The 25,067-nt window shown below is 65.0% G+C and carries 27 protein-coding genes and 1 tRNA gene; 17 read left to right on the plus strand and 11 right to left on the minus strand.

The features are described 5' to 3' along the window. The first annotated feature begins 236 nt into the window (after positions 1–236). The 4 genes from ACF66B_RS18530 to ACF66B_RS18545 are packed head-to-tail and all read left to right on the plus strand — an operon-like array spanning position 237 to position 3,192. Positions 237–1,427, plus strand: coding sequence for an ABC transporter substrate-binding protein (locus ACF66B_RS18530; protein ID WP_392664913.1), 1,191 nt, complete (start codon positions 237–239; stop codon positions 1,425–1,427). Then, complete coding sequence (locus ACF66B_RS18535) at positions 1,424–2,401, plus strand: YVTN family beta-propeller repeat protein (RefSeq protein ID WP_111428896.1); 978 nt, start codon at positions 1,424–1,426, stop codon at positions 2,399–2,401. The genes ACF66B_RS18530 and ACF66B_RS18535 overlap by 4 nt, the downstream gene beginning before the upstream one ends. A gap of 38 nt (positions 2,402–2,439) precedes the next feature. Further along, positions 2,440–2,898 carry a hypothetical protein gene (locus ACF66B_RS18540; protein ID WP_111428895.1) on the plus strand — a complete coding sequence of 153 codons (459 nt, stop codon included), beginning with the start codon at positions 2,440–2,442 and terminating at the stop codon, positions 2,896–2,898. A 42-nt stretch (positions 2,899–2,940) separates the two neighbouring features. Continuing rightward, entirely contained in the window at positions 2,941–3,192 is a 252-nt protein-coding gene (locus ACF66B_RS18545) for a PepSY domain-containing protein (RefSeq protein WP_111428894.1), read from the plus strand. A gap of 42 nt (positions 3,193–3,234) precedes the next feature. Here ACF66B_RS18545 and ACF66B_RS18550 read toward each other — a convergent pair whose 3' ends face one another. Further along, positions 3,235–4,023, minus strand: coding sequence for an SseB family protein (locus ACF66B_RS18550; protein WP_111428893.1), 789 nt, complete (start codon positions 4,021–4,023; stop codon positions 3,235–3,237). Positions 4,024–4,064: 41 nt separating this feature from the next. Then, the gene (locus ACF66B_RS18555; RefSeq protein ID WP_111428892.1) at positions 4,065–4,691 is read right to left on the minus strand and encodes a uracil-DNA glycosylase family protein; all 627 of its coding nucleotides are present in this window, start codon (positions 4,689–4,691) and stop codon (positions 4,065–4,067) included. A gap of 285 nt (positions 4,692–4,976) precedes the next feature. Between ACF66B_RS18555 and ACF66B_RS18560 the strand changes: the two genes are divergently transcribed. The 4 genes from ACF66B_RS18560 to ACF66B_RS18575 all read left to right on the plus strand — a co-directional run bounded on the left by ACF66B_RS18560 (position 4,977) and on the right by ACF66B_RS18575 (position 7,658). Further along, on the plus strand, positions 4,977–5,591 hold the full coding sequence (locus tag ACF66B_RS18560) for a DUF1326 domain-containing protein (RefSeq protein ID WP_111428891.1): 615 nt from the start codon (positions 4,977–4,979) through the stop codon (positions 5,589–5,591). 7 nt (positions 5,592–5,598) lie between these two features. Then, positions 5,599–6,420, plus strand: coding sequence for a DUF2182 domain-containing protein (locus ACF66B_RS18565; RefSeq protein WP_111428890.1), 822 nt, complete (start codon positions 5,599–5,601; stop codon positions 6,418–6,420). 250 nt (positions 6,421–6,670) lie between these two features. Next, positions 6,671–7,525 (plus strand): 3-deoxy-8-phosphooctulonate synthase, encoded by an 855-nt coding sequence (kdsA, locus tag ACF66B_RS18570; protein WP_111428889.1) that lies wholly within the window; start codon positions 6,671–6,673, stop codon positions 7,523–7,525. Positions 7,526–7,583: 58 nt separating this feature from the next. Then, a tRNA-Gln gene (locus ACF66B_RS18575) sits at positions 7,584–7,658 on the plus strand. A 163-nt stretch (positions 7,659–7,821) separates the two neighbouring features. Here ACF66B_RS18575 and ACF66B_RS18580 read toward each other — a convergent pair. The 7 genes from ACF66B_RS18580 to dctP all read right to left on the minus strand — a co-directional run bounded on the left by ACF66B_RS18580 (position 7,822) and on the right by dctP (position 14,937). Then, positions 7,822–9,333, minus strand: coding sequence for an aldehyde dehydrogenase (NADP(+)) (locus tag ACF66B_RS18580; protein ID WP_111428888.1), 1,512 nt, complete (start codon positions 9,331–9,333; stop codon positions 7,822–7,824). 24 nt (positions 9,334–9,357) lie between these two features. After that, positions 9,358–10,083: a ribonuclease activity regulator RraA gene (locus ACF66B_RS18585; protein ID WP_111428887.1), complete on the minus strand. Its 726-nt coding sequence runs from the start codon at positions 10,081–10,083 to the stop codon at positions 9,358–9,360. A 9-nt stretch (positions 10,084–10,092) separates the two neighbouring features. Beyond that, entirely contained in the window at positions 10,093–11,826 is a 1,734-nt protein-coding gene (araD, locus tag ACF66B_RS18590; RefSeq protein WP_111428886.1) for an L-arabinonate dehydratase, read from the minus strand. A gap of 4 nt (positions 11,827–11,830) precedes the next feature. Beyond that, entirely contained in the window at positions 11,831–11,998 is a 168-nt protein-coding gene (locus ACF66B_RS18595) for a hypothetical protein (RefSeq protein WP_392663557.1), read from the minus strand. Positions 11,999–12,008: 10 nt separating this feature from the next. After that, entirely contained in the window at positions 12,009–13,325 is a 1,317-nt protein-coding gene (locus tag ACF66B_RS18600) for a TRAP transporter large permease subunit (protein WP_111428885.1), read from the minus strand. Beyond that, on the minus strand, positions 13,315–13,836 hold the full coding sequence (locus ACF66B_RS18605; RefSeq protein ID WP_111428884.1) for a TRAP transporter small permease subunit: 522 nt from the start codon (positions 13,834–13,836) through the stop codon (positions 13,315–13,317). Before ACF66B_RS18605 ends, ACF66B_RS18600 begins: the two co-directional genes overlap by 11 nt. 75 nt (positions 13,837–13,911) lie before the next feature. Continuing rightward, positions 13,912–14,937, minus strand: a complete 1,026-nt coding sequence (gene dctP, locus ACF66B_RS18610) for a TRAP transporter substrate-binding protein DctP (protein WP_111428883.1) — start codon at positions 14,935–14,937, stop codon at positions 13,912–13,914. Between the two features lie 133 nt (positions 14,938–15,070). Here dctP and ACF66B_RS18615 point away from each other — a divergent pair, with 133 nt between their 5' ends. After that, positions 15,071–15,793, plus strand: coding sequence for a GntR family transcriptional regulator (locus ACF66B_RS18615; protein ID WP_111428882.1), 723 nt, complete (start codon positions 15,071–15,073; stop codon positions 15,791–15,793). A 21-nt stretch (positions 15,794–15,814) separates the two neighbouring features. On the opposite strand, the gene ACF66B_RS18620 is transcribed toward ACF66B_RS18615, so the two are convergent. Next, positions 15,815–16,759: a helix-turn-helix domain-containing protein gene (locus ACF66B_RS18620; RefSeq protein ID WP_162683179.1), complete on the minus strand. Its 945-nt coding sequence runs from the start codon at positions 16,757–16,759 to the stop codon at positions 15,815–15,817. A gap of 184 nt (positions 16,760–16,943) precedes the next feature. Here ACF66B_RS18620 and ACF66B_RS18625 point away from each other — a divergent pair, with 184 nt between their 5' ends. From ACF66B_RS18625 to minE, 6 genes are all read left to right on the plus strand, one after another. Then, positions 16,944–17,744 (plus strand): SDR family oxidoreductase, encoded by an 801-nt coding sequence (locus ACF66B_RS18625; RefSeq protein ID WP_111428881.1) that lies wholly within the window; start codon positions 16,944–16,946, stop codon positions 17,742–17,744. Positions 17,745–17,768: 24 nt separating this feature from the next. Continuing rightward, the gene (locus tag ACF66B_RS18630) at positions 17,769–18,668 is read left to right on the plus strand and encodes an alpha/beta hydrolase (RefSeq protein WP_111428880.1); all 900 of its coding nucleotides are present in this window, start codon (positions 17,769–17,771) and stop codon (positions 18,666–18,668) included. Between the two features lie 215 nt (positions 18,669–18,883). Continuing rightward, positions 18,884–19,153: a DksA/TraR family C4-type zinc finger protein gene (locus tag ACF66B_RS18635; protein ID WP_111428879.1), complete on the plus strand. Its 270-nt coding sequence runs from the start codon at positions 18,884–18,886 to the stop codon at positions 19,151–19,153. Between the two features lie 257 nt (positions 19,154–19,410). Further along, entirely contained in the window at positions 19,411–20,160 is a 750-nt protein-coding gene (minC, locus tag ACF66B_RS18640; RefSeq protein ID WP_111428878.1) for a septum site-determining protein MinC, read from the plus strand. Positions 20,161–20,185: 25 nt separating this feature from the next. Continuing rightward, entirely contained in the window at positions 20,186–21,004 is an 819-nt protein-coding gene (gene minD / locus ACF66B_RS18645) for a septum site-determining protein MinD (protein WP_111428877.1), read from the plus strand. Position 21,005: 1 nt separating this feature from the next. Further along, entirely contained in the window at positions 21,006–21,284 is a 279-nt protein-coding gene (minE, locus tag ACF66B_RS18650) for a cell division topological specificity factor MinE (protein ID WP_111428876.1), read from the plus strand. 54 nt (positions 21,285–21,338) lie between these two features. On the opposite strand, the gene ACF66B_RS18655 is transcribed toward minE, so the two are convergent. Then, the gene (locus tag ACF66B_RS18655) at positions 21,339–21,806 is read right to left on the minus strand and encodes an Lrp/AsnC family transcriptional regulator (RefSeq protein ID WP_111428875.1); all 468 of its coding nucleotides are present in this window, start codon (positions 21,804–21,806) and stop codon (positions 21,339–21,341) included. A 119-nt stretch (positions 21,807–21,925) separates the two neighbouring features. Here ACF66B_RS18655 and ACF66B_RS18660 point away from each other — a divergent pair, with 119 nt between their 5' ends. After that, positions 21,926–24,283: a transketolase gene (locus ACF66B_RS18660; RefSeq protein WP_111428874.1), complete on the plus strand. Its 2,358-nt coding sequence runs from the start codon at positions 21,926–21,928 to the stop codon at positions 24,281–24,283. A gap of 177 nt (positions 24,284–24,460) precedes the next feature. Then, on the plus strand, positions 24,461–24,760 hold the full coding sequence (locus ACF66B_RS18665) for a ribbon-helix-helix domain-containing protein (protein WP_111428873.1): 300 nt from the start codon (positions 24,461–24,463) through the stop codon (positions 24,758–24,760). The last annotated feature ends 307 nt before the right edge of the window (positions 24,761–25,067 follow it).

The raw sequence follows: 25,067 nt of genomic DNA on the forward strand, positions 1-25,067 counted from the left end.
GAGCATCCCGCGACGCGGGGCCGGAGACCAAAAGCCCGCCCGCGTGTGCGGAATGCCCGGTCGCCCGTGGCATGGCCGGATGATCGGGCATGGGCCGGGCCGAGCTCAATCAGCCAAAGGTATCGGTTCTCGCTGTTGCCTTCGGCAGGTTAGCCTTACTAAAACAGTTGCCAAAACGGCATCGTTCATAAAACGACAAAAAGACTGCGGGAACTCCTGGGGAGGATCGGATCTTGCTGCGGCTCTGTCTGCTTGCGCTGGCGATGGCATGCACCATGGCTGGCGCCACGCGCGCGCTTGAGGTCAAAGCGGCTGTGCTCCGCATCGACCAGGATGCGCTGTTGCCGATCTCGCGCCTTGACCTCAAGCCGGATGACATGGGATTCGCGGGCGGTGTGCTTGCAACCGAGGACAACCAGACAACCGGTACCTTCCTCGGCATGGACTACAGCCTCGAGACCGTGGCCGTGTCGCCGGAGGAGGCGCAGGCGGCGCTGGAACGGCTGCTCGGCGAGGGGATCTCGCTCGTCGTTGTCATGTCAGACGATGCGACGCTCCTTGCACTGGCCGACGCGGCCGGCGACCGCGCACTGCTGCTCAACGCGACAGCACCCGGCGACGAACTGCGCAACGACGAATGTCGCGCCAACGTGCTCCACATCGCTCCGAGCCGGTCGATGAAGACAGATGCACTTGCCCAGTATCTCATGTGGAAGAAATGGGGCGACTGGGTGCTGATCCAGGGCTCTCACCCGGAGGATTTCGCGCTCGCCGACGCCTACCGCCGCTCCGCCCGCAAGTTCGGTGCCAGGATTGTCGAGGAGCGTGGCTTCGAGGACACCGGCGGCGCGCGCCGCACCGATACCGGCTACGTGCTTGTTCAGCGCCAGATCCCGGTCTTTACTCAGAAGATGAAGCGCCATGACGTGGTCGTTGCCGCCGACGAGGCCGATGTGTTCGCCGCGCACCTCCCCTATCATACTTGGGGACCCGATCTCGTTGTCGGCTCCGCCGGGCTCCGGCCCGTTACCTGGTCGCCCGCTCACGAGGCCTGGGGTGCGACGCAGTTCCAGACCCGCTTCGAGAAGCTCACCCGGCGATATGCGCGCGAGGAGGATTACCAGGTCTGGCTCGCGCTTCGCGTGATCGGCGAGGCTGCCACCCGCACGGGCGAGGCCGACCCGGCCTCGATCCGCGCCTATGCGCTGGGCCAGGAGTTCACGCTCGCCGCCTTCAAGGGCCAGCCGGTCACCTTCCGCCCTTGGAACGGCCAGCTCCGCCAGCCGATCCTGCTCAGCGACGGGCGGGTAAACGTGAGCGTCTCGCCTCAAGATGGCTACCTGCACCAGGTCTCGCCCCTCGACACACTGGGGACGGACGCTCCGGAAACGACCTGCACGGCCTTCACAGAGGAAGCCGACCGATGAACCGCTCTACCACTTTTCTTGCCGCCACGGCGCTCCTGGGCCTTGCCCACCCCGCGCTTGCCAACAAGGTCTTCGTCTCCAACGAGCGCGGAAATTCCGTGACCGTGCTCGACAGCGAGAGCTGGGAGGTGATCGGCGAGTTTCCTGCCGGCAACCGACCTCGCGGCATCACCATCTCCCCGGACGGCTCGGAGCTCTATGTCTGCGCCTCCGACGACGACGTCGTGCGCGTCTTCGATCCCGAAACCTACGAGGAACTCCACACACTCCCGTCCGGTCCCGACCCCGAGCTCTTCGTGCTGCACCCCTCGGGCAACCCGCTCTACATTGCCAATGAGGACGACAACCTCGTGACGGTGGTCGACACGAAGACCCACAAGGTCATCGCCGAGGTTCCGGTGGGCGTGGAGCCCGAAGGCATGGCGATCAGCCCCGACGCACACTGGGTCATCAACACCTCCGAAACCACCAACATGGCGCATTTCATCGACAGCGCCGATTACGAGATCAAGCACAACGTCCTTGTCGACCAGCGCCCACGCTACGCGATCTTCACCGATGATGGCTCGAAACTCTATGTGAGCTCTGAGATCGGCGGCACGGTGAGTGTCATCGACATGACCGGAGCCGAGCCCACGCTCATCGACAAGATCGGCTTCGAGGTTCCGAACGTGCTGCCCGAATGGCTCCAGCCGGTGGGAATGCGCGTGACCTCCGACAACAAGACCCTTTTCGTCGCGCTCGGGCCTGCCAACCGTGTCGCCGTGGTCGATGCCGCGACCGACGAGGTCAAGGATTACCTCCTCGTCGGCCAGCGCGTCTGGCAGCTGGCCTTCACGCCTGACGAGAAATACCTCGTTACCACCAACGGCAACTCCAACGACGTTTCGGTAATAGACGTCGAGAATCTCGAGACGATAAAGTCGGTTCAGGTCGGACAGCAGCCCTGGGGCGTCGTCGTCGCTCCGGATTGAGCCATCCGCACCGGATCACAAGGACAGGGAGAGTCCCCATGCAACGCTTTGCCGCTGCCGCGCTTCTCGCGGCTGCCATCCTTCCCGCCGCGCTTCAGCCTGCCGCCGCCGCGCCGCTTTGCGACAAATTCGGCTTTGCGGGCCTGCTTACCAAGTGCAACCGCGGTGAGCCGATTGAGCTCACGCTCGCCTCCGGCCAGCCGCTCCACGAAGCCGGCCCGATCGAGCTCCAGTCGGGTGCATATTACGAGATGCGCATCACCGCTGACGGCTCCGCCGAGCTTGCCATCGCAGGCCCTGAATTCTTCCGCGCGATCTGGTTCAACGAAATCGTAATCAACCAGATCGAGATCCGCCCCATGGCGATCGACAGCCTCGAGTTCGACGCCGCGGGCACAGCCAGCATATCCTTCATCGCCATCAAGCCCGGCACGTTCGAGCTGAAGATTCCCGGTTCGACCGGGGAGAGCCAGAAGGTCTCCATCGCGATCCGCTGATCCCGATCTTCCGAACCGATATGACAGAAGGAGACTCTATTGATGACCAGACTTTTCGCCCCGGCGGCCGCCCTTGCGCTCGCCATGCCTTTTGCCGCCGGCGCCGAGGAGATCCCGGCCGAAACGGTGACGAGGATCACCGAGATGCTTGCCGGAATGCAGTGCGAGATGGACCCGGCCGACATCGAGGCCGACGGCCCGGGTTACGAGCTCGACGATGTCTTCTGTGCTGATGGCCAGTACGACATCGAGCTTGATGCCGATCTCAACGTCACGGGCAAGCGCAAGGAGTGAGGCTGTCCTGAGGCTGGTCGGGGGAAGCCCCCGCCAGCCGCATCAGCGCAGGATCGGAGGCTCGTCCGGATCGCTGCCCGGCGGCTTCGACTGCGGTCGGGGGGCGGGTGCATGGCGCGGCAGCTCGATCCGCACCGAGATGGCGCCGATCTGGCTGTGCATCGGGGTGCCGGCCTCGATGAAGGTCACGTCGAGCCGGGCGTGCTCGGTGCCGCTGAACCGCACCGCCTCGCCGATCGCCGCCGCAACATCGCTCCGGGCGATCTCAGGCACGCCTACGAGTGCCAGCAGCAGGGCTTCGGTCCCGTCGTGGAAATGCACCTCGGCAAGATGGGCCTCCTCGATCACCCCCGCCATCGCCGCAAGCTTGGGATCAATTGCGCCGATGAGACCCGAGGGCAGATGGCGTGGCATCGCGACACCACGCACCTTCGCCTCCGTCTCTTCTGGCAGGCCGGAGCCGAGCTGGGCCATCCAGCCCACCGCCTCCGGCGGCAGCAGCATTTCGGACGGCGCGACGCCGAGATTGAGCGCAAGCCCGATGCTGCGCCCGCCGATCATCTCCACCAGCCGCCGCCCTGGCAGCGCGATGTAGGGCGCGGGCGCATCGAGAAACTCTGCCAGCCGCTCGCCACGGTCGAAAGCCAAAACGAACCGTCCTTCCGGCAGCTCGAACAGATGCGGCTCGATATGTTCGCGCTCTGGCTCCTCGGCAAGGAGCAGGAAGAGTTCGGCATCCATCACCCGTTCGAGCAGACGCATGTAAAGCTGGGTATCGTCGGGCGCGGCCTCGGAGGCCTGAAAGGCGGCGTCGATGGCTGTCTCGATCATGGCTCTCCCGATCTGCAGGATTCTCCGCAGTTCGGAACGGTCTAGCGGTCTTCAAGCAAGTTGGAAACCCGTAGGCGCAATTCCGGCAACAGTTCGGCCTCAAACCAGGGGTTTTTGCGCAGCCAGCCCGTATTGCGCCAAGAGGGATGCGGGAGCGGCAACACGCCCTCGGGCGCAGCGCGCCAAGCCTCCACCGTCGCGCTGACAGAGCCCGCGGCGCGCCCGAGATGCCAGCGCTGGGCATGTCCGCCGATCAGCAGGGTGAGCTGCACGGCCGGCATCGCGGCGAGCGCGCGGCGCCTCCAGGTCGTCGCGCAGACCGGCGGTGGCGGCAGATCCGAGCCTTTCGCGTCATAGCCCGGAAAACAGAATGCCATGGGAAGGACCCCGATGCGGTTCCGGTCGTAGAAGGTCTTGCGATCGATCCCCATCCAGTCGCGGAGCCGGTCTCCCGAGGCATCGTCGAAGGGCCGCCCGCGCTCATGAACCTTCATCCCCGGCGCCTGGCCGCATACGAGGATCGGCGCCCGCGCCGAGAGCCAGGGCACCGGCCGCGGGATATGGGCCGTCCGGGTGCCCTCAAAGCGCGCAGCGCAGATCCGACAGGCGCGGATGTCCTGGGTCAGCGCCGCGAGATCCTCTTCGGCGGGGGGGCAAGTGTCCGTCATGGCTCCTCACTAGACCAAAACCGGTTCGGAATGAAAAGCAAACTGAAAAGGGCTTTGGGGCTATCCAAGGAGTTGGAACAGAAACGCCTCAACCTCTCCCGGACATGGACGCATACCCGGCGTCACTGCGCTGGACTTTCTCTCGAATGTCATGGCTACATTTGTGATGATTAAATGAGTTTTGATGTCTAATTTCACCTGTTATTTTGATTTAAGTTACATATCAAAATTAATAGGAAATTATGATATTGTATTTTCTCCAAGAAGGACTCGGGGGGAATTGAAATGGCAACTTGGCATATCCAAGGCAACTACGTGGAAACCTGCAACTGCAATTTCCTCTGCCCCTGCATCACGTCCAATCTGGCGGCGGAACCCAGCGAAGGGGATTGCACGGCCGCCCTCGCGATGCACGTCGAGAAGGGTGAAAAGGATGGCGTCGATCTGAGCGGCCGGTCATTCATCGTGCTCCTGCATGCGCCGGGCATCATGGGAGCGGGCAACATCAAGGTCGGCCTTATCATCGATGATGGTGCCGACACCCAGCAGGTCGAAGCTATCACCGGCATCGCCTCGGGCGCGGCCGGCGGGCCGATGGCCAATCTCGCGCCGCTCGTGGGCGCCTTCGCCGGAGTCGAGCAGCGGCGGATCGTGTTCGAGACCGACGGCAAGTTCGCCTCTGTCAGTGCTGGCGATCTGGTCAGCCAGTCGGTTGAAACCGTGCCGAGCGCCGTGCACGAGGGCAAGCCGATCTATCTGGAGAACACCACCCATCCGGTTTCGTCACGGCTTGCGCTGGGGCATGCAAGGACGAGCCACATGCATGCTTTCGGGATCGACTGGGACGACGTTTCCGGCACCCGGAACGGCCATCTCGCCTCCTTCAACTGGGCGGCGTGAGCGGGCGATGACGGCGCTGATCGTCCGCGTGCTGGAGCGGGAGAGGCTTGTTGTCCTCTCCTGCCTTCTCGCCGTCACCGGACTTGCCTGGCTCTATCTTGTCGCCGATGTCGCGCGCATGGGCGAGATGGCGGGGATGAGCTCTGCTCCGGCGCCGGATATGACCGTGACAGCTCCTGGCGGAATGGCGTCCGGCGAAATGTCCGCGGCCAGCGCAGCCGGGCCGTTCGTCATGACCTTCCTGATGTGGTCCGTCATGATGGTCGGAATGATGCTGCCAAGTGCAGCGCCCGCAATTCTGCTCTTTCTCGGCATCGCGAGAAATCGCAGAGAGCGCGCCGGGCCGGTCCCCTCGGCGCTCGCCTTCGCCGCGGGGTACATCGCGCTCTGGGTTGCCTTCAGCGCGCTCGCAGCTGTCCTGCAGACCTGGCTTGAGCAGCTCCGTCTCCTCACGCCGATGCTGCGCTCCGCCAGCGCCGCAATGACGGGTTTCTTGCTGATTGGCGCCGGGGTTTATCAGTGGCTACCGGTAAAGGAGGCTTGCCTGCGGCAGTGCCGTGCGCCGCTCCAGACCTTCCTCTTCCACTGGCGGAGCGGCGCGATGGGCGCTTTCCGCATGGGGGCGCAACATGGACTCTATTGCCTTGGCTGCTGCTGGGCGCTGATGCTGCTGCTTTTCACGGCCGGAGTCATGAATCTCCTCTGGGTGGCGATGATCGCGGCCCTGGTCTTCGTCGAGAAACTCCTGCCCATGGGCCATGCATTCGCGCGCGGCTCCGGGTTCCTGATGGTGGTGGCGGGTCTCTACTGGCTCGTCGCCGCGGCCTGAGGAGATGGAGGTGCAGGGGCTGCCTCTACGCTGCGCCCGAAGGAGAAGGGCCAGCCTGTATATACCCGGATCTCACATCGGAGATCCGCCCGGGATGCGCGCCAGATGAAGATCAACGTCTCCGATTTCGGCGCTTTGCTCGTGTCTTTACCGTGAAAACCTGCCCTCTGATCCTCCCCGTCTGCCTTGGCTTTACAGTTCGCCTGCCCACGGGCTATCGCTGGTAACCCGGAACTGAGGGAGGGATAGAATGACCGCCACTGAAGCCGCGAAGATCGTCCGCATCGGCGATCTGAGCCTGTCGAACGAGGCTCCCCTCACGCTGATCGCCGGACCCTGCCAGCTCGAAACACTCGAGCATGCCCTGATGATCGCCGAAACAATGGCCGGGATCTGCGCCAACGCGGGCGCAGGCTTTATCTTCAAGGCGTCCTACGACAAGGCCAACCGCACCTCGCTCGGCGGAAAGCGCGGTCTCGGCATGGCCGAGGGGCTCCGTATCCTCGGCGAGGTCCGCGCCCGGATCGGCTGCCCTGTGTTGACGGATGTGCACGCTCCCGACCAATGCGCCCCCGCAGCCGAGGTGGTGGATGTGCTCCAGATCCCGGCCTTCCTCAGCCGCCAGACCGACCTCCTTCTCGCCGCGGGCGAAACCGGGGCTGCGGTCAACGTGAAGAAGGGCCAGTTCCTCGCGCCCTGGGATATGGTGAACGTCGCGGCCAAGATCGCCTCGACCGGCAACGAGAAGATTATGCTCTGCGAGCGCGGAGTGTCCTTCGGCTACAATACCCTTGTCGCCGACATGCGAAGCCTGCCCATCATGGCCCGGACCGGCTGGCCGGTGGTCATGGACGCGACTCATTCGGTTCAACAGCCGGGCGGCCAGGGCGGATCGTCCGGTGGTCAGCGCGAATTTGCCCCGGTGATGGCCCGCGCCGCGGTCGCGATCGGTGTCGCCGCCGTCTTCATGGAGACACACGAAGACCCCGATAGCGCCCCCTCCGATGGCCCGAACATGATCCCGCTCGATCGGATGGCCCGTCTCGTCGAGGATCTTATGGCCTTCGACCGCCTCGCGAAGGCAACACCGTTCGAGCCGTTCTGAAGCTACCGAATTCCGCTTGAGATCGGCGCCCGGGCTGAATAGAAGACGGGAACGCGCTTGGGGCGTCGCCAAGTGGTAAGGCAACGGTTTTTGGTATCGTCATTCGCAGGTTCGAATCCTGCCGCCCCAGCCAGTCTCTTCCGCCACGACAACGAATTGCCATCTGCGTCAGGCCGATCGGTGAGGCTCACTTCTCCGGAGGATGCTCCTTCGGATGAAACGGGGCAGGCCGCGCTCGTGATGAGGCGGCCCGCTCGAGTGTTGCACCGCGCGTTGGCAGCACGAGGCCGGAGGTATCAGCGCAGGTCTTCGGGCAGGATTGCCTCCGGGATGCCCTGGTAGCAGACGGGACGCAGGAAACGGCGGATCGCCATCGTGCCCACCGACGTCGCGCCGAAATTGGTCGAGGCGGGGTAGGGGCCGCCGTGAACCATCGAGTCGCAGACCTCGACGCCGGTCGGGAAGGCATTGGCCAGAACCCGCCCGGCCTTGCGCTCCAGGATGGGCAGCAGGCGGCGTGCAAGCTCCGCATCGCCCGCATCCATATGGAGTGTCGCGGTGAGCTGGCCTGCGAAGCTCCGGGCGATCGCCAGCATGTCGTCCGCGTCCGCCGCGGTCACGATCAGGCCGAGCGGCCCGAAGACCTCCTCGGAGAGCACATGATTGCCGATCCAGTCGCGGCCGGAGACGAGGTAGAGAAAGGGCGCTGCGTTGCGGCGGTCACAGGTCGAGGTCAGGATCTCGCGCACCCCGGGCGCCTCGCCATAGCGCTGGGTGCCGGCCTGATAGGCGGCTGCGATCCCGTCGGTCAGCATGACCTGGGTGCCGACGCCGGACAGTGCCTCGCGTGCGGCCTCGCTGACCGCTTCTGCCTGGTCCTCGAGTATGACGGCGATTCCGGGATTGGTGCAGAACTGGCCAGCGCCCATGGCGAGCGATCCGGCCCAGCCCTTGCCGATATCGACTCCCCGGCCTTTGACCGCCTCGGGCAGCAGGAACATCGGGTTGACCGACCCGAGCTCGCCGAAGAACGGGATCGGCTCGGGTCGCGCGGCGCAGAGATCGAAGAGCGCGCGTCCGCCGCCGAGGGAACCGGTGAAGCCCACCGCCTTCACGAGCGGGTGCTGCACCAGCGCCGCCCCGACGGCATTGCCGCCGCCCTGAATGAAGGAGAACGTGCCCGGATGCAGCCCGCAGCGTTTCACCGCGGCGTGGATGGCTTCGGCGGCGATCTCGCCGGTGCCGGGGTGGGCGGCATGGCCTCGGACCACCACCGGGCAGCCGGCTGCGAAGGCCGAGGCGGTGTCGCCGCCGGCAACCGAGAAGGCGAGCGGGAAGTTCGATGCGCCGAAGACGACGACCGGTCCGATCGGGCGCTGCATCAGCCGCAGATCCGGCCGGGGCAGGGGCTGCCGGTCGGGCAGCGCCGCGTCATGCCGCCGGTCGAGATAGGCGCCATCCCGGATATGCGAGGCGAAGAGACGAAGCTGGCCGACGGTCCGGCCGCGCTCGCCCTGCAGCCGCGCCTCCGGCAACCCGGTCTCGGAACTGCCGATCGCCGTGATGGCGTCGGCACGGGCCTCGATTTCCTCTGCGATGGCATCGAGGAAAGTAGCCCGCTCCGCGCGGGTCGAATAACCGAAGGTCCAGAAGGCGTCTTCGGCGGCTTCGCAGGCGGCGTTCACCTGATCGACGGTGCCGCTGGAGAAGTCGTGCGCGGTGCCTTGGGCCGGCTGTGAGCGGAAGGTCTCCGCGCTTGCGACCCAGTCTCCGGCGATCAGATGCTTGCCATGAGGGGTGAAAATCATCTCTTTTCCTTTTGCCGTAGGGGCTCAGCGGCTGTTTTCAGTTCGCCAGGCCTCGTACTTTTTCTGATTCTCGTCCTTCGTGCAGGGATAGAGCCCGATGATCCCGGCACCCCCCTGCACTTCCTTAAGCACGAAATCCTCGTAGCTTTCCATCCCGGTGCATTCCTCGGCGATTTCGTCGGCGAGATGCGCGGGGATCACCATCACGCCGTCGCGGTCGCCGACCATGACGTCTCCCGGAAAGACCGGCGCATCACCGCAGGAGACGGGCACGTTGATGTCGAGTGCCTCGTGATGGGTGAGGTTCGTGGGCGCGGACGGTTTGGCAAAATAGGCCGGCATGTCGAGTTCGGCAATGCCTGCGGCGTCACGCATGCCGCCATCCGTCACCACGCCTGCGGCGCCGCGGATCGCGAGCCGGGTGATGAGGATCGAGCCCGCGGTGGCCGCCCGCGCGTCCTTCCGGCCATCCATCACCAGGACCCAGCCCGGTGGGCAGGTCTCGATGGCAACCCGCTGCGGGTGGTCGGGGCTGCGGAAGGCGGTGATCGGATTACGATCCTCGCGCGCGGGGATGTAGCGCAGAGTGAAGGCCTGACCGACCATAACCTCCTCCTTCGGCGCGACCGGCACGACGCCCTGGATGAACTGGTTGCGCAGGCCGCGCTTGAAGAGCGCCGTCGCGATTGAGGCGGTGGAGACCTTCTTGAGCTTGGCGCGGGTCGCTTCGGAAAGGATGTAGTCGGTCATGTCTGGCCCTCAGAAGATGTCGGGTTCGCCGGCGGCTCGGCCGAAGTCGGATTGCAGGAAATCGAAGTCGCAGCCCTGATCGGCCTGCGTCACGTGGCGGGAGAACATCCAGCCCCAGCCGCGCTTGAACCGCGCCGGCGGCGGTGTCCAGGCGGCGCGGCGCCGCTCGATCTCGGCCTCGTCAACGAGCATGTCGAGCCGCCGGTTGGGCAGATCGAGCCGCACGGTGTCGCCGGTCCGGAGAAGCGCGAGCGGGCCGCCGACATAGGCTTCAGGTGCGACATGCAGGACGCAGGCGCCGTAGGACGTGCCGGACATGCGGGCATCCGAGATGCGCAGCATGTCGCGATGGCCCTGCTTGATGAGTGCCTTGGGGATCGGTAGCATGCCCCATTCGGGGAAGCCGGGGCCGCCCTGCGGGCCTGCGTTGCGGAGCACCATCACCGTGTCGGGGGTGATTGCGAGATCCTCGTCGTCGACGGCCTGCTTCATCTCTGGATAGCTGTCGAAGACGAGGGCGGGGCCCTCGTGGACATGGAACTTCACGTCGCAGGCGGCGGGCTTGATGACTGCGCCGTCGGGGCAGAGATTGCCGCGCAGCACCGCGAGCGAGCCCTCGGCATAGACCGGGTTGGAGAGCGGCCGGATCACATCGTCATTGTAGACCTGCGCACCATGGAGATTTTCGGACATCGTCCTGCCGGTCACCGTCAGCACCGAGCCGTCGAGCCGATCCCCGAGCTGCTTCATCAGGGCGCGAAGGCCGCCGGCGTAGTAGAAATCCTCCATCAGGTAGTCCTTGCCGGAGGGGCGGATATTGGCAACGAGCGGTGTCACCCGGCCGAGTGCGTCGAGATCGTCGAGGGTGAGGTTCACGCCCGCGCGCCGCGCCATGGCGATAAGATGCACCACGGCATTGGTCGAACAGCCGGTCGCCATCGCGACGACCGCGGCGTTCTGCACCGCGGGCGGGGTCACGATCCGGTCGGGCGTCAGCTTTTCCCAGACCATCTCCACGATCCGCCGGCCACAGTCGGCCGACATGCGCTGATGGCTCGAATCCACCGCCGGGATCGAGGATGCGCCGGGCAGGGTGAGGCCGAGCGCATCCGCGATCGCGGTCATTGTCGAGGCGGTTCCCATCGTCATGCAGGTGCCCGCCGAGCGCGCGATGCCAGCCTGGATGCCGAGCCATTCGGCATCGCTGATGTTGCCCGCGCGGCGCTCGTCCCAGTATCTCCAGGCATCCGAGCCGGAGCCGAGGATCTTGCCCGCGTAATTGCCGCGCAGCATCGGTCCGGCTGGCAGGTAGATCATCGGAACGCCCGCCGAGATCGCACCCATCACGAGCCCTGGCGTGGTCTTGTCGCACCCCCCCATAAGCACCACGCCATCGAGTGGGTGCGAGCGGATCATCTCCTCCGTCTCCATCGCGAGCATGTTGCGGTAAAGCATCGAGGTGGGCTTGGTGAAGCTCTCGTCGACCGAGAGCGAGGGCATCTCGACGGCGAAACCGCCCGCCTGTGTGACGCCCCGCTTCACGTCCTGCACGCGGTCGCGGAAATGCGCGTGACAGGTATTGAGCTCGGACCAGGTGTTGAGGACGCCGATCACCGGTTTGTCGCGGAAATCCTCCTCCGCGTAGCCAAGCTGCATCATGCGTGAGCGGTGGCCGAAGCCGCGGAGGTCGTCGGGAGCGAACCAGCGGGCCGAGCGCAGGTCCCTGGGGTCTTTTCTTGTCATTGTCCTATCCCGTGAATGCGAAGATCAGCCAGGTGACGAAGAGAGTGAAGGCAAGGCCTGCGACTTCCGGCCAGTTGCCGAAATCGTGGTGGTCGCGCTTCTCCTCGGCCGCGAAGGCGGCTGCGGGGAGATCGTCTTCCTGACGGGCAAGGTCCTCGTCGGTCGTTTTCATTGCTCCCTCCTCAGTCGAGCATGGCGGGCAGCCAGAGCGCGAGCTCCGGGATGAACAGGACGAGGAAGAGACCCACGGCCTGAAGCGCGATGAAAGGCAGGACGGCGGCGAAGATCTCCTGCAGCTCGATGCCCTTGGGGGCGACCGATTTCAGGAAGAAGCAGGCCGGCCCGAAGGGCGGGGAAAGGTAGTAGATCTGGATGTTCATCGCGAAGAGCACGCCGAACCAGATCGGATCGAAGCCGAGATCCACCACGACGGGCGCGAAGATCGGCACGGTGATGAAGATGATCGCGATCCATTCGAGGAAGGTGCCGAGCACCATCACGATCAGCATCATGACGACGATCACCCAGATCGGCGCGATATTGAGATCGGTAAGCACGCCGCGCAGAAACTCGCCGCCACCGATGCGGTTGTAGATGCCGATGAGCGAGACCGCACCGATCACCAGCCAGATGATCGATCCGACGGTGAGCACCGTCTGGCGCATGGCATCGCGGGTCATCCGCCAGGTCAGCTCCTTGCGCACCCCGGCCACGACAAGCGCCCCCACCGCGCCGATGGCGGCGGCTTCGGTCACGGTGGCGATGCCGGAATATATCACCCCGAGCACGGCGCCGATGAGGAGCGCGGGCAGGATGACACCCTTGAGGAAGCGTGCGCGCTGCAAGAATGGCAGGCCGGTTTCGGGGATGTCGTAGATCGGCGCCAATGCCGGGTTGAGCCGGACCCGGACGAGGATATAGGTGATGAAGAGCGCGGCGAGGATCAGTCCGGGCACGGCGGAGGCCATGAAGAGCTTGGTGATCGAGACCTGTGCGGCGAGCCCGTAGACAATGAGTACGACCGAGGGCGGGATGAGCGTTGCGAGCGCGCCGGCGGCACAGATGATGCCGATCGAGAGCTTGCGGTCATAGCCGAGGCGCAGCATCTGCGGCAGCGCGATGAGGCCAAGCATGACGATCTCGCCACCCATGATCCCGGACATCGCCGCAAGAACCACGGCGACAATGCAGGTCTGCACCGCCACCGAGCCCCGGAAACGTCCACCCATGATCGCCATCGAGTCGAAGAGGGTCTTTGCAATGCCTGATCGTTCGAGCACATTCGCCATGAAGACGAAGAAGGGTACGGCGATGAGCTCGTATTTGTGCAGCACTTCGGAGACGTTGGCCGCAACGATGAAGAAGCCCGCGCGTTCGCCGAAGTAGAGCAATGCCGTGGTGAGCGAGACGGTGAGCGTGGTAATGCCGAGCGGGACGCCGAGCGCCATCAGCGCCAGAAGCGAGACGACGATCAGAAGCGTAATGTATTCAATGCCCACCGGACATCTCCCCTTCGGTGCCCTGGACCCAGCGGATGATGTTCGCGGTGAGCTGCAGGATGTAGAAAATGGCCCCGACGAGGATCAGCACCTTGAGATAGGTCGGTTGGATCGAGTTGAATGCGGTGCCCGAATGTTCGCCGCGTGCGATCGCTTTCGCGGCCGGGCTCCAGAGGGCGAGGGTGAGCACGATGAGCGCACCGAGCGCGATGAGCATCTGGACAAGGCGGAAGATGTGCCAGGTGCGGGCGCTCACCAGCATCTCCACCATGGTGATCGAGATGTGGCGCTGGCGTTCGGTGACATAACCGACCGAGAGCACCCAGGCCGAGGCGCAGAGTGTCATGGCGAGCTCTGTTGACCATACGGTGGGATGATCGAAGCCGTAGCGCATCACCACCTCGAGGGCCGAGACTGCGATGCAGGCGAAGAAGAGGACAGAGCAGCCATGGCCGACGAAGACGCTGATCCGGTCGATCGCATCGGCATAGCGGGCAAGGATGCGGTTCATCGCGTCTCCCCGGATATCGCTGAAAGGTGAAGGCGCCGGCGGGCGCGAGGCCGGCCGGCGGTGCGGGCTTTTGCCCTAGTTCTGAAGGAGCCCGATCTCTTTCATGTAGGCGATATTGGCGTCGAGCGCTTCCTGCGCGAGGGAAGATTTCTGTGCATAGATCTCCCACTGCTCACGGGCGACCTCGCGGAGTTCGTTGCGATCCTCCTGCGACCAGTCGATCACCTCGATCTTGCCTGCGGCCTTGTCACGTTCGACGAGCTTCTGATCCTCGGCGGCAACCGCGGCGGCCATGGCATACATCGCATCGTACCACCAGGTGCGAAGTGCCTGCTGGTCTTCCTCGGAGAGCGCATTCCAGGTCTCGTTGTTGAGGGTGAACTGCATCGAGGCCATCGAGTGGATGCCCGGATAGATCGGATAGGGCGCCACGTCGTGGAGGCCCGTCGCATCGTTGTTCACATAGGCCGAGGCATCGGCCGCATCGACGATGCCCTTTTCGAGCGCGCCGAAGACTTCGGAGAAAGGGATGGAGACCGGGGAGGCACCCGCCGCTTCGAAGACGGCTGCGGCAAGACCCTCGGGGGAGCGGATCTTCTTGCCCGCGAGATCGTCAAAGGTCCGGATCGGCACGCGGGCGGGCAGGCTTTCGCGCGAGTAGGGGCCGCAGCCGATCACGTGGATCTCGCCGCCCGTCACGCTGTCGGCGGCCTGCTGCATCTGCGCCTCGCCACCGCCGACCCGGCAGAAATCGAGCATCTGCTCGGGGGTGTCATACCCCGCGATCAGGTCGCCCATGATCGCATAGGCCGGTTCGCTGCCCGCGAAATAGTTGACGGAAGTGAAATCGCCGTCGAGCACCCCGGCGGCCACCGCCTCCGGCGTTTCCTTGGCCGGCACCACCGAACCGTTCGGCATGAGGACGATCTCGATCCGGCCATCGGTCATGTCCTTGATCTTCGGCAGCCAGGTCTCGGTGAGATACTGGGTCGAGAAATCGCCGGCGTTGAAGGACGTCTGGATATTGAGCGTTTCCGCATGTGCAAGGCTCGCGAGCGCCGAGACCGATGCGGTGAGCAGCACGGTTTTCGTCAGGGCCATGTGATTCCTCCCTCGGGAAATTGCCGGAGCTTGCCGCTCCGTATATCTAATACACTAATATATTAGTGCATCGTTCGCAAGCGCGCTGTAGTGTTGTCGGAGGACATGCCGGGCAGGGAGCAATGGAGGCATCATGAGCGCAAGATCGACGGCTTCGTCGGACCGGACCCCGCCGTTTGCATCCGGAGAGCGCCCGCGCATCCGGCGCATCTCGGCCAGCCAGCAGATCCATGAAGCGCTGCGTGACCGGATCGTCGGGCTCGACCTGCGGCCGGGGCAGAATCTCTCCCGCTCCGAGATCGCCGACTATTATGGCGTGAGCCAGACGCCGGTACGCGATGCGATGCTGAAGCTCGAGGAGGATGGGCTTCTCGTCATCTACCCCCAGTCGAAGACCGAGGTGTCACGCATCGACGTCGTTCAGGCGCGCGAGACGCAATTCCTGCGGCTTTCCATCGAGCTGGAAGTGACGCGCCGCCTTGCGCTCGACGGCGGGGAGAAACGGCTTGCCCCTGCACGGGACATGCTGGCACGGCAGGGCGCGGCGCTTGCGGCCGGCGATCTCGACAGTTTTGCCGAACTCGACCACCGCTTTCATGGTGCGCTCTGTGAGGCCGTCGGTGTTGCACCACTCTGGCGGCTCGTTACGTCGCGCTCGGGTCACATCGACCGGCTGCGCAACCTCAACCTGCCGGATCCCGGCAAGCCCGCCGAAATCATGAAATACCATGGCTGCATTCTCGATGCGATCGCGGCGGGCGATCTTGCCGGCGCCGAAACCGCGGTGCGCGAACATCTTTCGGGAACGCTCGCGACCGTCGACGAGATCATCGCCCGCTTTCCCGATTATTTCTAGGACCCTCCGCAGGCGAGCCGCTCACTTCGCTCCCTGAGCGAGCTCGCGTGGCGACATGCGGAACTCGGCGCGGAAGACGCGGCTGAAATGGGCCATGTCGTTGAAGCCCCAGCGGAAGGCGATCTCGGTGATTGTCCGGCCTTGCCCGGCATCGGCGATCTCGCGGTAGCAGCAGGCGAGGCGACGCTGCCGGAGAAAGCGTCCGAATGTCGTGCCCTGTTCAGCGAAGACAAGGTGAAGGTAGCGGAGCGAGACGCCATGCGCGGCGGCGACGGAAGCAGGCGTGAGTCCGCCATCGCCGAGATTGCATTCGATATGGCGGCAGATACTGCGGAAGCTGTCGAGGTGGCTGGCCGAGCCCCGTGATGGCGGGCAACGGGTCATGATCGTGGCGGAAAGGAGGCTCAGCAGCGGCTCGATGACCGCATGCGCGCCGTCCGCGTCGATCTCGGTGAAATCCCGCGCAAGACGGCGCAGCGCTTCCGCCGAGATGCCCTCTGTCCGCCCCGAGCTCGGCACCACGGTGCCGGCGTGGCGCTCTGCATCGCCGAGCAACAGATTCATGCGCGCCTTGGGGATCAGCAGGGAAAGCTTGTGCAGCGGTTTCAATACCCGGAATTCCATTTCGCGCTCGCTGTCCCAGAGAACGAAATCTCCGGCCTTGAGTACGGCCTCCCGATCACCCTGGCGGATCACCTCGCGGCCGCTGAGTTCGAACAGAATGCCGAACCACGCGCCTTCTGTCCGGCGCAGCTCCGGGCGGCGTCGCCAGCCGGTGCAGGGATCGCAGCGGCATTCGATGATCCGCACTCCGTCCAGCGTGCGCTGGCGGATGCGTGCACCGAAAGCGGGATCGGTGGGGGCGTCGAGCCGCCATTCGAGGTGGCTGTTGTTGAGCGCATGACGCCAGGCTTCGAACTGCGCCGTGGCGCGATGGGCGCTGCTGGACCAATTTTCGGTCATCATCGGCATCCTCCCATGCCTTGTACGGGACGCAACACCTCTGCCGGGTGCCTGCGCGCGCCCCATGCACGGATAGTCAACTACTCGCGCGCCGCGAGGCAAGACCGATCGCGGTCCAGCCGCCAATAATTTCGGCAGCGCCGCAGCGAGCTGCGCGCAAACGAAAGACGACAGGGAAGGAAAACACATGGCGGGACGTCTCGCAGGCAAGGTTGCGATCATCACCGGCGCAAGCTCGGGCTTCGGCCGAGGCTGCGCGGTTGCCTTTGCACGGGAGGGCGCCAAGGTCGTTGTCGGCGATCTGCAGGAAGCCCCGAGCAGCGGCGGTTTCGAGGCCGATGCCGGCCACACCACCGTCGAGGAGATCCGGGCGGCAGGGGGCGAAGCGATCTTCCAGCCTTGCGACGTGACCAATCGGCCGGAAGTCGACGCGCTCGTAAAGAAGGCGGTCGAGGCATACGGCCGCCTCGACATCATGTTCAACAACGCGGGCATCTACCGTGGGGGCAAGCTCTTCCACGAGTTCACCGAGGAGGAGCTGGAAGCCTGCTGGACCGTGAACGTGAAGGGGACCTGGCATGGCTGCCAGGAGGCCGTGAAGCAGTTCATGGCGCAGGGGGATGGCGGCAACGTCATCAATCTGGTCTCGACCGCCGGGCTGCAGGGCCATCCGCGCCAGTCAGTCTACAACATCTCGAAGGGGGCGCAGGCGAACCTCACCCGCTGCCTTGCGATCGAATACGGCCATCTCGGCATCCGCGTGAACGGCATCTGCCCGACCTACGCCAAGACCGCGCTCACCCGCGCGCTCTTTGACGACAAGGATTTCGACTCCTTCTTCACCGAGAGCATTCCGCTGCGACGCTGGGGCGAGGTGGAAGACATCGCGAATCTCGCCATTTTCCTCGCCTCCGACGAGTCGAGTTACATCCATGGCGATCTGATCCGGGTCGACGGCGGCGAGACGCTCTGCCGCTATTCGGTCTGAAGCCAGCAAAGGGAGGGCACCAGAATGCGCAAGGATATCGAATTCAAGACCGAGGATGGCGTGACGCTCCGCGGCTGGCACTATGTGCCGGAGGGGGCGGGCGGCCCGGCGCCGACAATCGTGATGGCCCATGGATTTTCGGCGGTAAAGGAGATGTATCTCGACCGCTTCGCCGAGGCCTTTGCCGAGGCCGGGCTTGCCTCGATCGTCTTCGACAACCGCAACTTCGGCGCCAGTGACGGCGAGCCGCGCTACGAGATCGACCCCTGGCAGCAGGTTCGCGACTACCGCGATGCAATCACCTATGCGGAGACGCTGCCCGAGACCGATGCCGAGCGGATCGGCATCTGGGGTTCCAGCTACAGCGGTGGCCATGTGCTTGTGGTGGGGGCGATCGACCGGCGGGTGAAATGCGTCGTCTCGCAGGTGCCGCTCGCCAGCGGCCATGGCAATGCGCGCCGGCTGATCCGCGCGGATTTCCTCGCGGGCGTGCAGGGCATGTTCGACGCAGACCGCCGCGCGCGGATGAAGGGCGAGGCGCCCGCGATGATTCCCGTGGTGGACGAGGATCCCTCCGCGCCCTCGGCGCTGCCGACGCCCGACAGCTGGAAATGGTTCACCGAAACCGGCAAGGCCCGTGCGCCTTCCTGGAAGAACGAGGTGACGTTGCGTTCGGTCGAGATGTTCACCGAATACGAGCCGGGAAGCTATGCGGCCTTCGTGAGCCCGACGCCGCTCCTGATGGTGGTGGCGCTGGGCGATGTGCTAACCGTCGCCGATCTCGCCCTCGCAACCTACGAGCAGGCGCTGGAGCCCAAGCGCCTCGTGGCGCTCAAGGGCGGGCATTTCGATGCCTACGTGAATGATTTCGGGTCTGCCTCCACGCCGGCCGTCGACTGGTTCCGGCAGCATCTCCTGGGGTGACGGCCCGGCCGAAGCGCCAGGACAACTGGCTTCCCCGGTCTTGCTGCGGACAGGCGCGGGGAAGGCGAGGCGTGCCGGCAATTGGCAGGCGCGCATCGGGATCGCGGGCGTTCTCCCCTAATCCGTGCCTGCGATCCCACCGCCTCGCAACTGCTCCGCTTTGACCTCCTTGGGCGTATCGCGCTAGACTGCGCGTTCGGAGCGGAGGAGGTGGCATGGCCGGAGGATGGGCGCGCGACGGTGCGGTCAACGAACAGATCGAGGCGTCGATCGAGGACGAGCTCAAGCGGATGCAGGCCCGCCGGCGTCTGGCCGGTGAAAGCCTCACCCATTGCGCCGAGTGCGAGGAGCCGATCCCCGAGGCGCGCCGCCAGGCGATCCCGGGCGTCAAGCTCTGCATCGAATGTCAGCAGGAGCGCGATGCGCGGCCGATGCTGCGCGGTGGGATCAACCGCCGGGGCTCGAAGGACAGCCAGCTCAAGTGAGCGGGGCGTTCGGGTAACTTGCGCCGAAATCGGCAAAATATCGGTCCAGATGCGCCGCGGAGCCCGGGAAAACGCCCCGGAAGCGGCAGATAAGCGCAGAAGTCACGCTCATTGTACTAGACCGGGACTTGCCGCACGGGTAGAGATGAGTCAATCATGGCGTGCATTAACCATCATGCACGATACAAAACAGAGGCATTGGGGCGAGCGTGCAACCATTAAGTGCAAAGGATGGGGGTGGCGCGGCTATCGCGTCCATGAAGCCATTTCAGATCCGTAGCCGGTCCTTCACAGCGGTGGTTCTCCGGCCCGCCGGGGCGCCGGGAGATGCCTTCTACGAGGCGCTCGATCAGCAATTGCGGCAGACGCCCGATTTCTTTGCCAACGCCCCCTTCGTCATCGATCTCGATCGTGCGGAAGGGCCCGATGCGAATGGCGAGCTCGACGCGCTTCTGAAGGGGCTGCGCGAGCGGGGGCTCTCGATCTTCGGTGTCCAGAACGGCAGCGCCGAACAGAAGGAGGCTGCGCTCGCGTCGGGCCTCGTACTGCTCCAGGGGGGGCGGGACGTGCCCTACATCGCGCAGCGTGGCCGCAGCGCGCCCGCCGTGGCGCCGATTGCCGCCGCGCCGGTCGCGGCACCGCAACCTGCGCCAGCATCGGAGCCCGAACCCGAGCCCGTCTCGGCGCTCGTGTTGACGGAGCCCGTCCGCTCCGGCCAGCGCATCTTTGCCGACCGCGGGGATCTCGTGGTCGTCGCCCCGGTCAGTTCCGGTGCCGAACTGATCGCGCATGGCAACATTCACGTCTATGGCCGCCTCCGGGGCCGGGCGCTTGCGGGTGTCAACGGCGACCGGAGCGCACGCATCTTCTGTCAGAGTCTGGACGCGGAGCTCATTGCGATCGCGGGCCTCTACCGGACCAGTGAAGACCTCGGCCCCGAGGTTCGAAAGCAGCGCATACAGGCGTTTCTCAGGGAGGACACGCTGTGCGTGGAAGCCCTCAAATAAACCTATAAGCAGAGAGGAGCATTTCTTGGCCAAGATCATCGTTGTCACTTCCGGCAAGGGCGGTGTCGGCAAGACCACTTCGGCGGCCGCCATCAGCGCGGGCCTCGCGATGCGCGGCCACAAGACCGTCGTCATCGATTTCGATGTGGGTCTGCGCAATCTCGACATGATCATGGGGTGCGAGCGCCGCGTGGTCTTCGACTTCATCAACGTCATCCAGGGGGACGCCAAGCTCAAGCAGGCGCTCATCAAGGACAGGCGTCTCGAAACCCTCTCGATCCTGCCGACCTCCCAGACCCGGGACAAGGACGCCCTCACCCGCGAGGGTGTGAAGGCGGTGCTCGACGAGCTGCGGGACGATTTCGACTATATCGTCTGCGACAGTCCGGCCGGCATCGAGCGCGGCGCGCATCTTGCGATGTATTATGCCGACGAAGCCGTGGTCGTGACGAACCCCGAAGTCTCGTCGGTGCGTGACAGCGACCGGGTGCTCGGGCTTCTGAACAGCAAGACGGCGCGTGCGGAAAAGAGCGGCGAGGAGGGGATCAAGTCGCACCTGCTTCTCACCCGCTACGACCCGCAGCGTGTCGCCAAGGGCGAGATGATGAAGGTCGAGGATGTGCTCGAGATCCTTGCCATTCCGCTTCTCGGGATCATCCCGGAGAGCACCACGGTCCTGCGCGCGTCCAACGTGGGCATGCCGGTCGTGCTCGACGAGAAATCCGGTGCGGGCAAGGCTTATGAGGATGCGGTTTCACGCCTCATCGGCGAGCAGATCGAGATGCGGATCCAGATGGCAGAGCGGCCCAGCCTCTTCCAGCGCCTGCTTGGACGGACGGCCTGACATGTTTGGATTCTCCTTCAAGCCGCGCAAGGCCAGCAACACCGCGCAGACCGCGAAAGAACGGCTGCAGATCCTTCTCGCCCATGAACGTGTCGACCGCTCGAATTCGGAGCTCCTTCCGATCCTTCAGAAGGAGATTCTCGAGGTCATCAAGCGCCACATGCAGGTCGACAGCGATACCGTCGACATCAAGCTGGAGCGTGGCGACGACATGTCGAGCCTCGAGATCAATATCGAGCTTCCGGGCGCCCAGATGCTTGCCACGAGGGGTGCTGCCTGACAGAGCGGGGAGGGGTCACACCCTCCCCTGAAGGGGGCCGGGCCTGCGCGCGTCTCAGAGCGTGCGGGCAAGGGCCGACTTCACACGCCTGAGCGGGATCGAGGATTCGATTTCGGCCACGCCCGGGACCTTCGTCAGCCGCCCGACAAGAAACGCCTCGAATTCCGCCATGCTCCGCGTCACCACCCGCAGCAGATAGTCGCGGTTCCCAGTCATCAGCCAGCAATCGACCACCTCCGGAAAGGCCGCAATCGCGGTCTCGAAGGTCGAGAGCGCGTTGTCGATCTGGCGTTCAAGCTTGACCGATACGAAGACCGAGGTCTCGAAGCCGAGAGCGTGCTCGTCGATCACCGCCGTGTAGCCCTTGATGATCCCCGCCTCCTCGAGCCGCCGGAGGCGGCGCGCGACCGGTGTCGGGCTGAGCCCCACCGCATCGCTCAGGGCCTGAACCGGGATCCGCCCGTCCCGCGAGAGCATGCGCAGGATCCGAACATCGAACTCGTCCAGGTTGGCGGGATCCATCACAAACTCCTGTTCCGTTGGTGGAAGTCTCTAACATTAGTGGTTCTGGCGCTGTCAATTGCCCTGAACCGCTCTCCCGTCTTCCGCTAAGCTCGCGCGAAACAGCGGGGAAACGCCACATGACCGACACGACGCTCAAGATCATCGAACAACGCCTCCTGTGGCTGTCGCACTGGATGATCCACAATGCGAACCACATCCGCCCGAAGGAGGACGCGATCAAGATCGGCGGCCATCAGGCGTCCTCGGCCTCCATGGTCTCGATCATGACGGCGCTCTATTTCTCCGCCCTGCGCCCCGAGGACCGGGTTGCGGTGAAGCCGCATGCCGCGCCTGTCTTTCATGCGATCCAGTATCTCGTGGGGCAGCAGACCCGCGAGAAGCTCGAGGCCTTCCGCGGCTATGGCGGGGTCCAGTCCTATCCGTCGCGGACCAAGGATGTGGACGATGTGGATTTTTCCACCGGCTCCGTCGGCCTCGGCGTCGCGATCACCTCGTTTGCCTCGATCGTGCAGGATTACATCGCGGCGAAATCCTGGGGCGGCGACCGCCCGCTCGGCCGGATGGTGGCGCTCGTCGGCGATGCGGAGCTCGACGAGGGCAACATCTACGAATGCCTGCAGGAAGGCTGGAAGAACGGCCTGCGCAACACCTGGTGGATCATCGACTACAACCGCCAGTCGCTCGACGGCATTCTGCACGAGGGCCTGTTCCAGCGCATCGAGAAGATCTTCGATGCCTTCGGCTGGGACGTGGTGAAGGTGAAATACGGCACCCTCCAGCGTGCAGCCTTCGAGGAGCCGGGCGGGCAGGGGTTGCGCGACTGGATCGATCGCTGCCCCAACAGCGAATATGCGGCACTCAACTACATGGGGGGGGCGGCGTGGCGCGCGCGTCTCATGGAGGATCTCGGCGATCAGGGCGATGTCTCCGCCCTCATCGACCGCCGCAGCGATGCGGAGCTTGCGGCGCTGATGGAGAACCTCGGCGGGAATTGCGTCGAGACCATGGCCGAGACCTTTGCCGCCATCGACCACGATCGCCCGACCTGCTTCCTCGCCTATACGGTAAAGGGCTGGGGAACGCCGATCTCGGGCCACAAGGACAACCATGGCGGGCTGATGACCGGCGCGCAGATGGCGGAGTGGCAGAAGCGGATGGGTGTGCCCGCAGGCGCGGAATGGGATGCCTTCGCAACGGTCGCTGATCCGGATGGGCTCCGGTCGTTCCTTGCCGAGGTGCCATTCTTTGCCGCCGGCCGCCGCCGCTTTCACGACGATCGCCTGGCCGTGCCCGCCGTCGCGGCGGGCGGCGAGGCCGAGATCTCGACACAGGCGGCCTTCGGCAAGCTCCTTGACGGGCTTGCGAAGGGGGAAAGCGACCTCGCGGCCCGCATCCTCACCACCTCGCCCGACGTGACCGGGACCACCAGCCTCGGCCCGTGGGTCAATCGCCGCAAGCTCTTCGCGCGCGACGCCCGGCCCGATACCTTCCGTGCGCTCAACATCCCCTCGCTCGCCAAATGGGAGTTCACCCCCGAAGGCCAGCATGTCGAGCTCGGCATCGCCGAGATGAACCTTTTCCTCCTGCTCGGCGCTGCCGGGCTCTCGCACTCGCTCTTCGGCAAGCGCCTCATCCCGATCGGCACGGTCTACGATCCCTTTGTCGCCCGCGGCCTCGATGCGCTCAACTATGCCTGCTACCAGGATGCGCGCTTCATCATCGTGGGGACGCCCTCGGGTGTCACCCTTGCCCCCGAGGGGGGCGCGCACCAGTCCATCGGCACGCCGCTCATCGGCATGAGCCAGGATGGCCTCGCCGCCTTCGAGCCCGCCTTTGCCGACGAACTTGGCGTGATCCTCGAATGGGCCTTCGACTATCTCCAGCGGGACGGCGAGGGCGACCCCGACGAGCGGACCTGGCTCCGGGACGAGACCGGCGGCTCGGTCTATCTCCGCCTCAGCACCAACCCGCTCGAACAGCCCCACCGCGCCACCGACGGCGCGTTCCGGCAAGGCGCGATCGACGGCGCCTACTGGCTCCGCGAGCCGGGGCCGGGCGCCGAAGTGGTGATCGCCTACCAGGGCGTCGTCGCCGGTGAAGCGATAAAGGCCGCCGCCCGCATCGCGGAAGGGCGGCGCGATGTGGGTGTGCTCGCCGTGACCTCGGCCGATCGTCTCAACGCGGGCTGGACCGCCGCGCAACGGGCCCGTGCCCGCGGCAATGCTGAGGCCCGCTCCCATGCCGAAAGGCTGCTCGGGGCGCTGCCGCCGCATTGCAGCCTCGTCACCGTGATTGACGGCCATCCGGCGACGCTCTCCTGGCTTGGCGCGGTGGCCGGGCATCGGACGATTCCGCTCGGCGTCGAGCATTTCGGCCAGACCGGCACGATCGGTGACCTCTACCGCCACTTCGGAATCGATGCGGCGTCCATCGCCGCACAGGTCGCCGGCCTTACCCCTGGTCGCCGTCTCTGAAGACGAGGCGGACTCCGCGGGCCCGCCCGGAAGGATTGGCGCATCAGCGCCGTCCGGGCGGGCCCGTGCTCGACGCGGCTGCGCGAAAACGGTAGATTGCACGCGCGGGTTTCGGGCCTGTCCTGTCATCCGCCAATAAAATATCCGCGCAGTACCGGTCATCAGGGAGGATATCGGATGTGCAAGCTCTTCGTTGGGGAGGATCCCAACTTCTACGAGAGCCAGACGCGCTCGATGCGCCTCGATGGTCAGAGCACATCGATCCGTCTCGAGCGGGCGTTCTGGAACGTGCTCGACGCGCTTGCGGGCGCCGAAGGACACTCGACGCCGCAGTTCGTCTCGACGCTGCATGCCGAAGTCATCGAGCGCTACGGCGAAGCGCGCAACTTCACCTCGCTGCTTCGCTGCGCCTGTCTTACCCATCTCGCGCGCAGTCCGCAGTCGGAGATGCTGCCGATCACAGGCCGGAACGACTGATCCGCCGGGTGCCGGCGAACGCGAAACGCCGCTTGTCGATCGCGACCCTGTGCGTAGTACAAGACTACCACCCGAGGGTCTGGCCGCCGCGCTAGTGTCTTGCATGGCCGCGAATCGGCAGGTGTGGGATTGGTTGGATCGAGAGATCATGACGCGGAAGGCCCGGTGTCGTCAGACAGCGGGCAGGCCCGTGTTTTCGCCGTCTCGTCCTGCCTTCGCGGAGGGATCGCCGTGCCTCTAACCAGAATGGAGGTATGGAGGAATCCTGAACATGCGTGCATGATACATTGCTCCGCCTGACCGCGGA

Origin of the sequence: Amaricoccus sp. B4 (assembly GCF_043226085.1) — a bacterium.
Taxonomy (GTDB): domain Bacteria; phylum Pseudomonadota; class Alphaproteobacteria; order Rhodobacterales; family Rhodobacteraceae; genus Amaricoccus.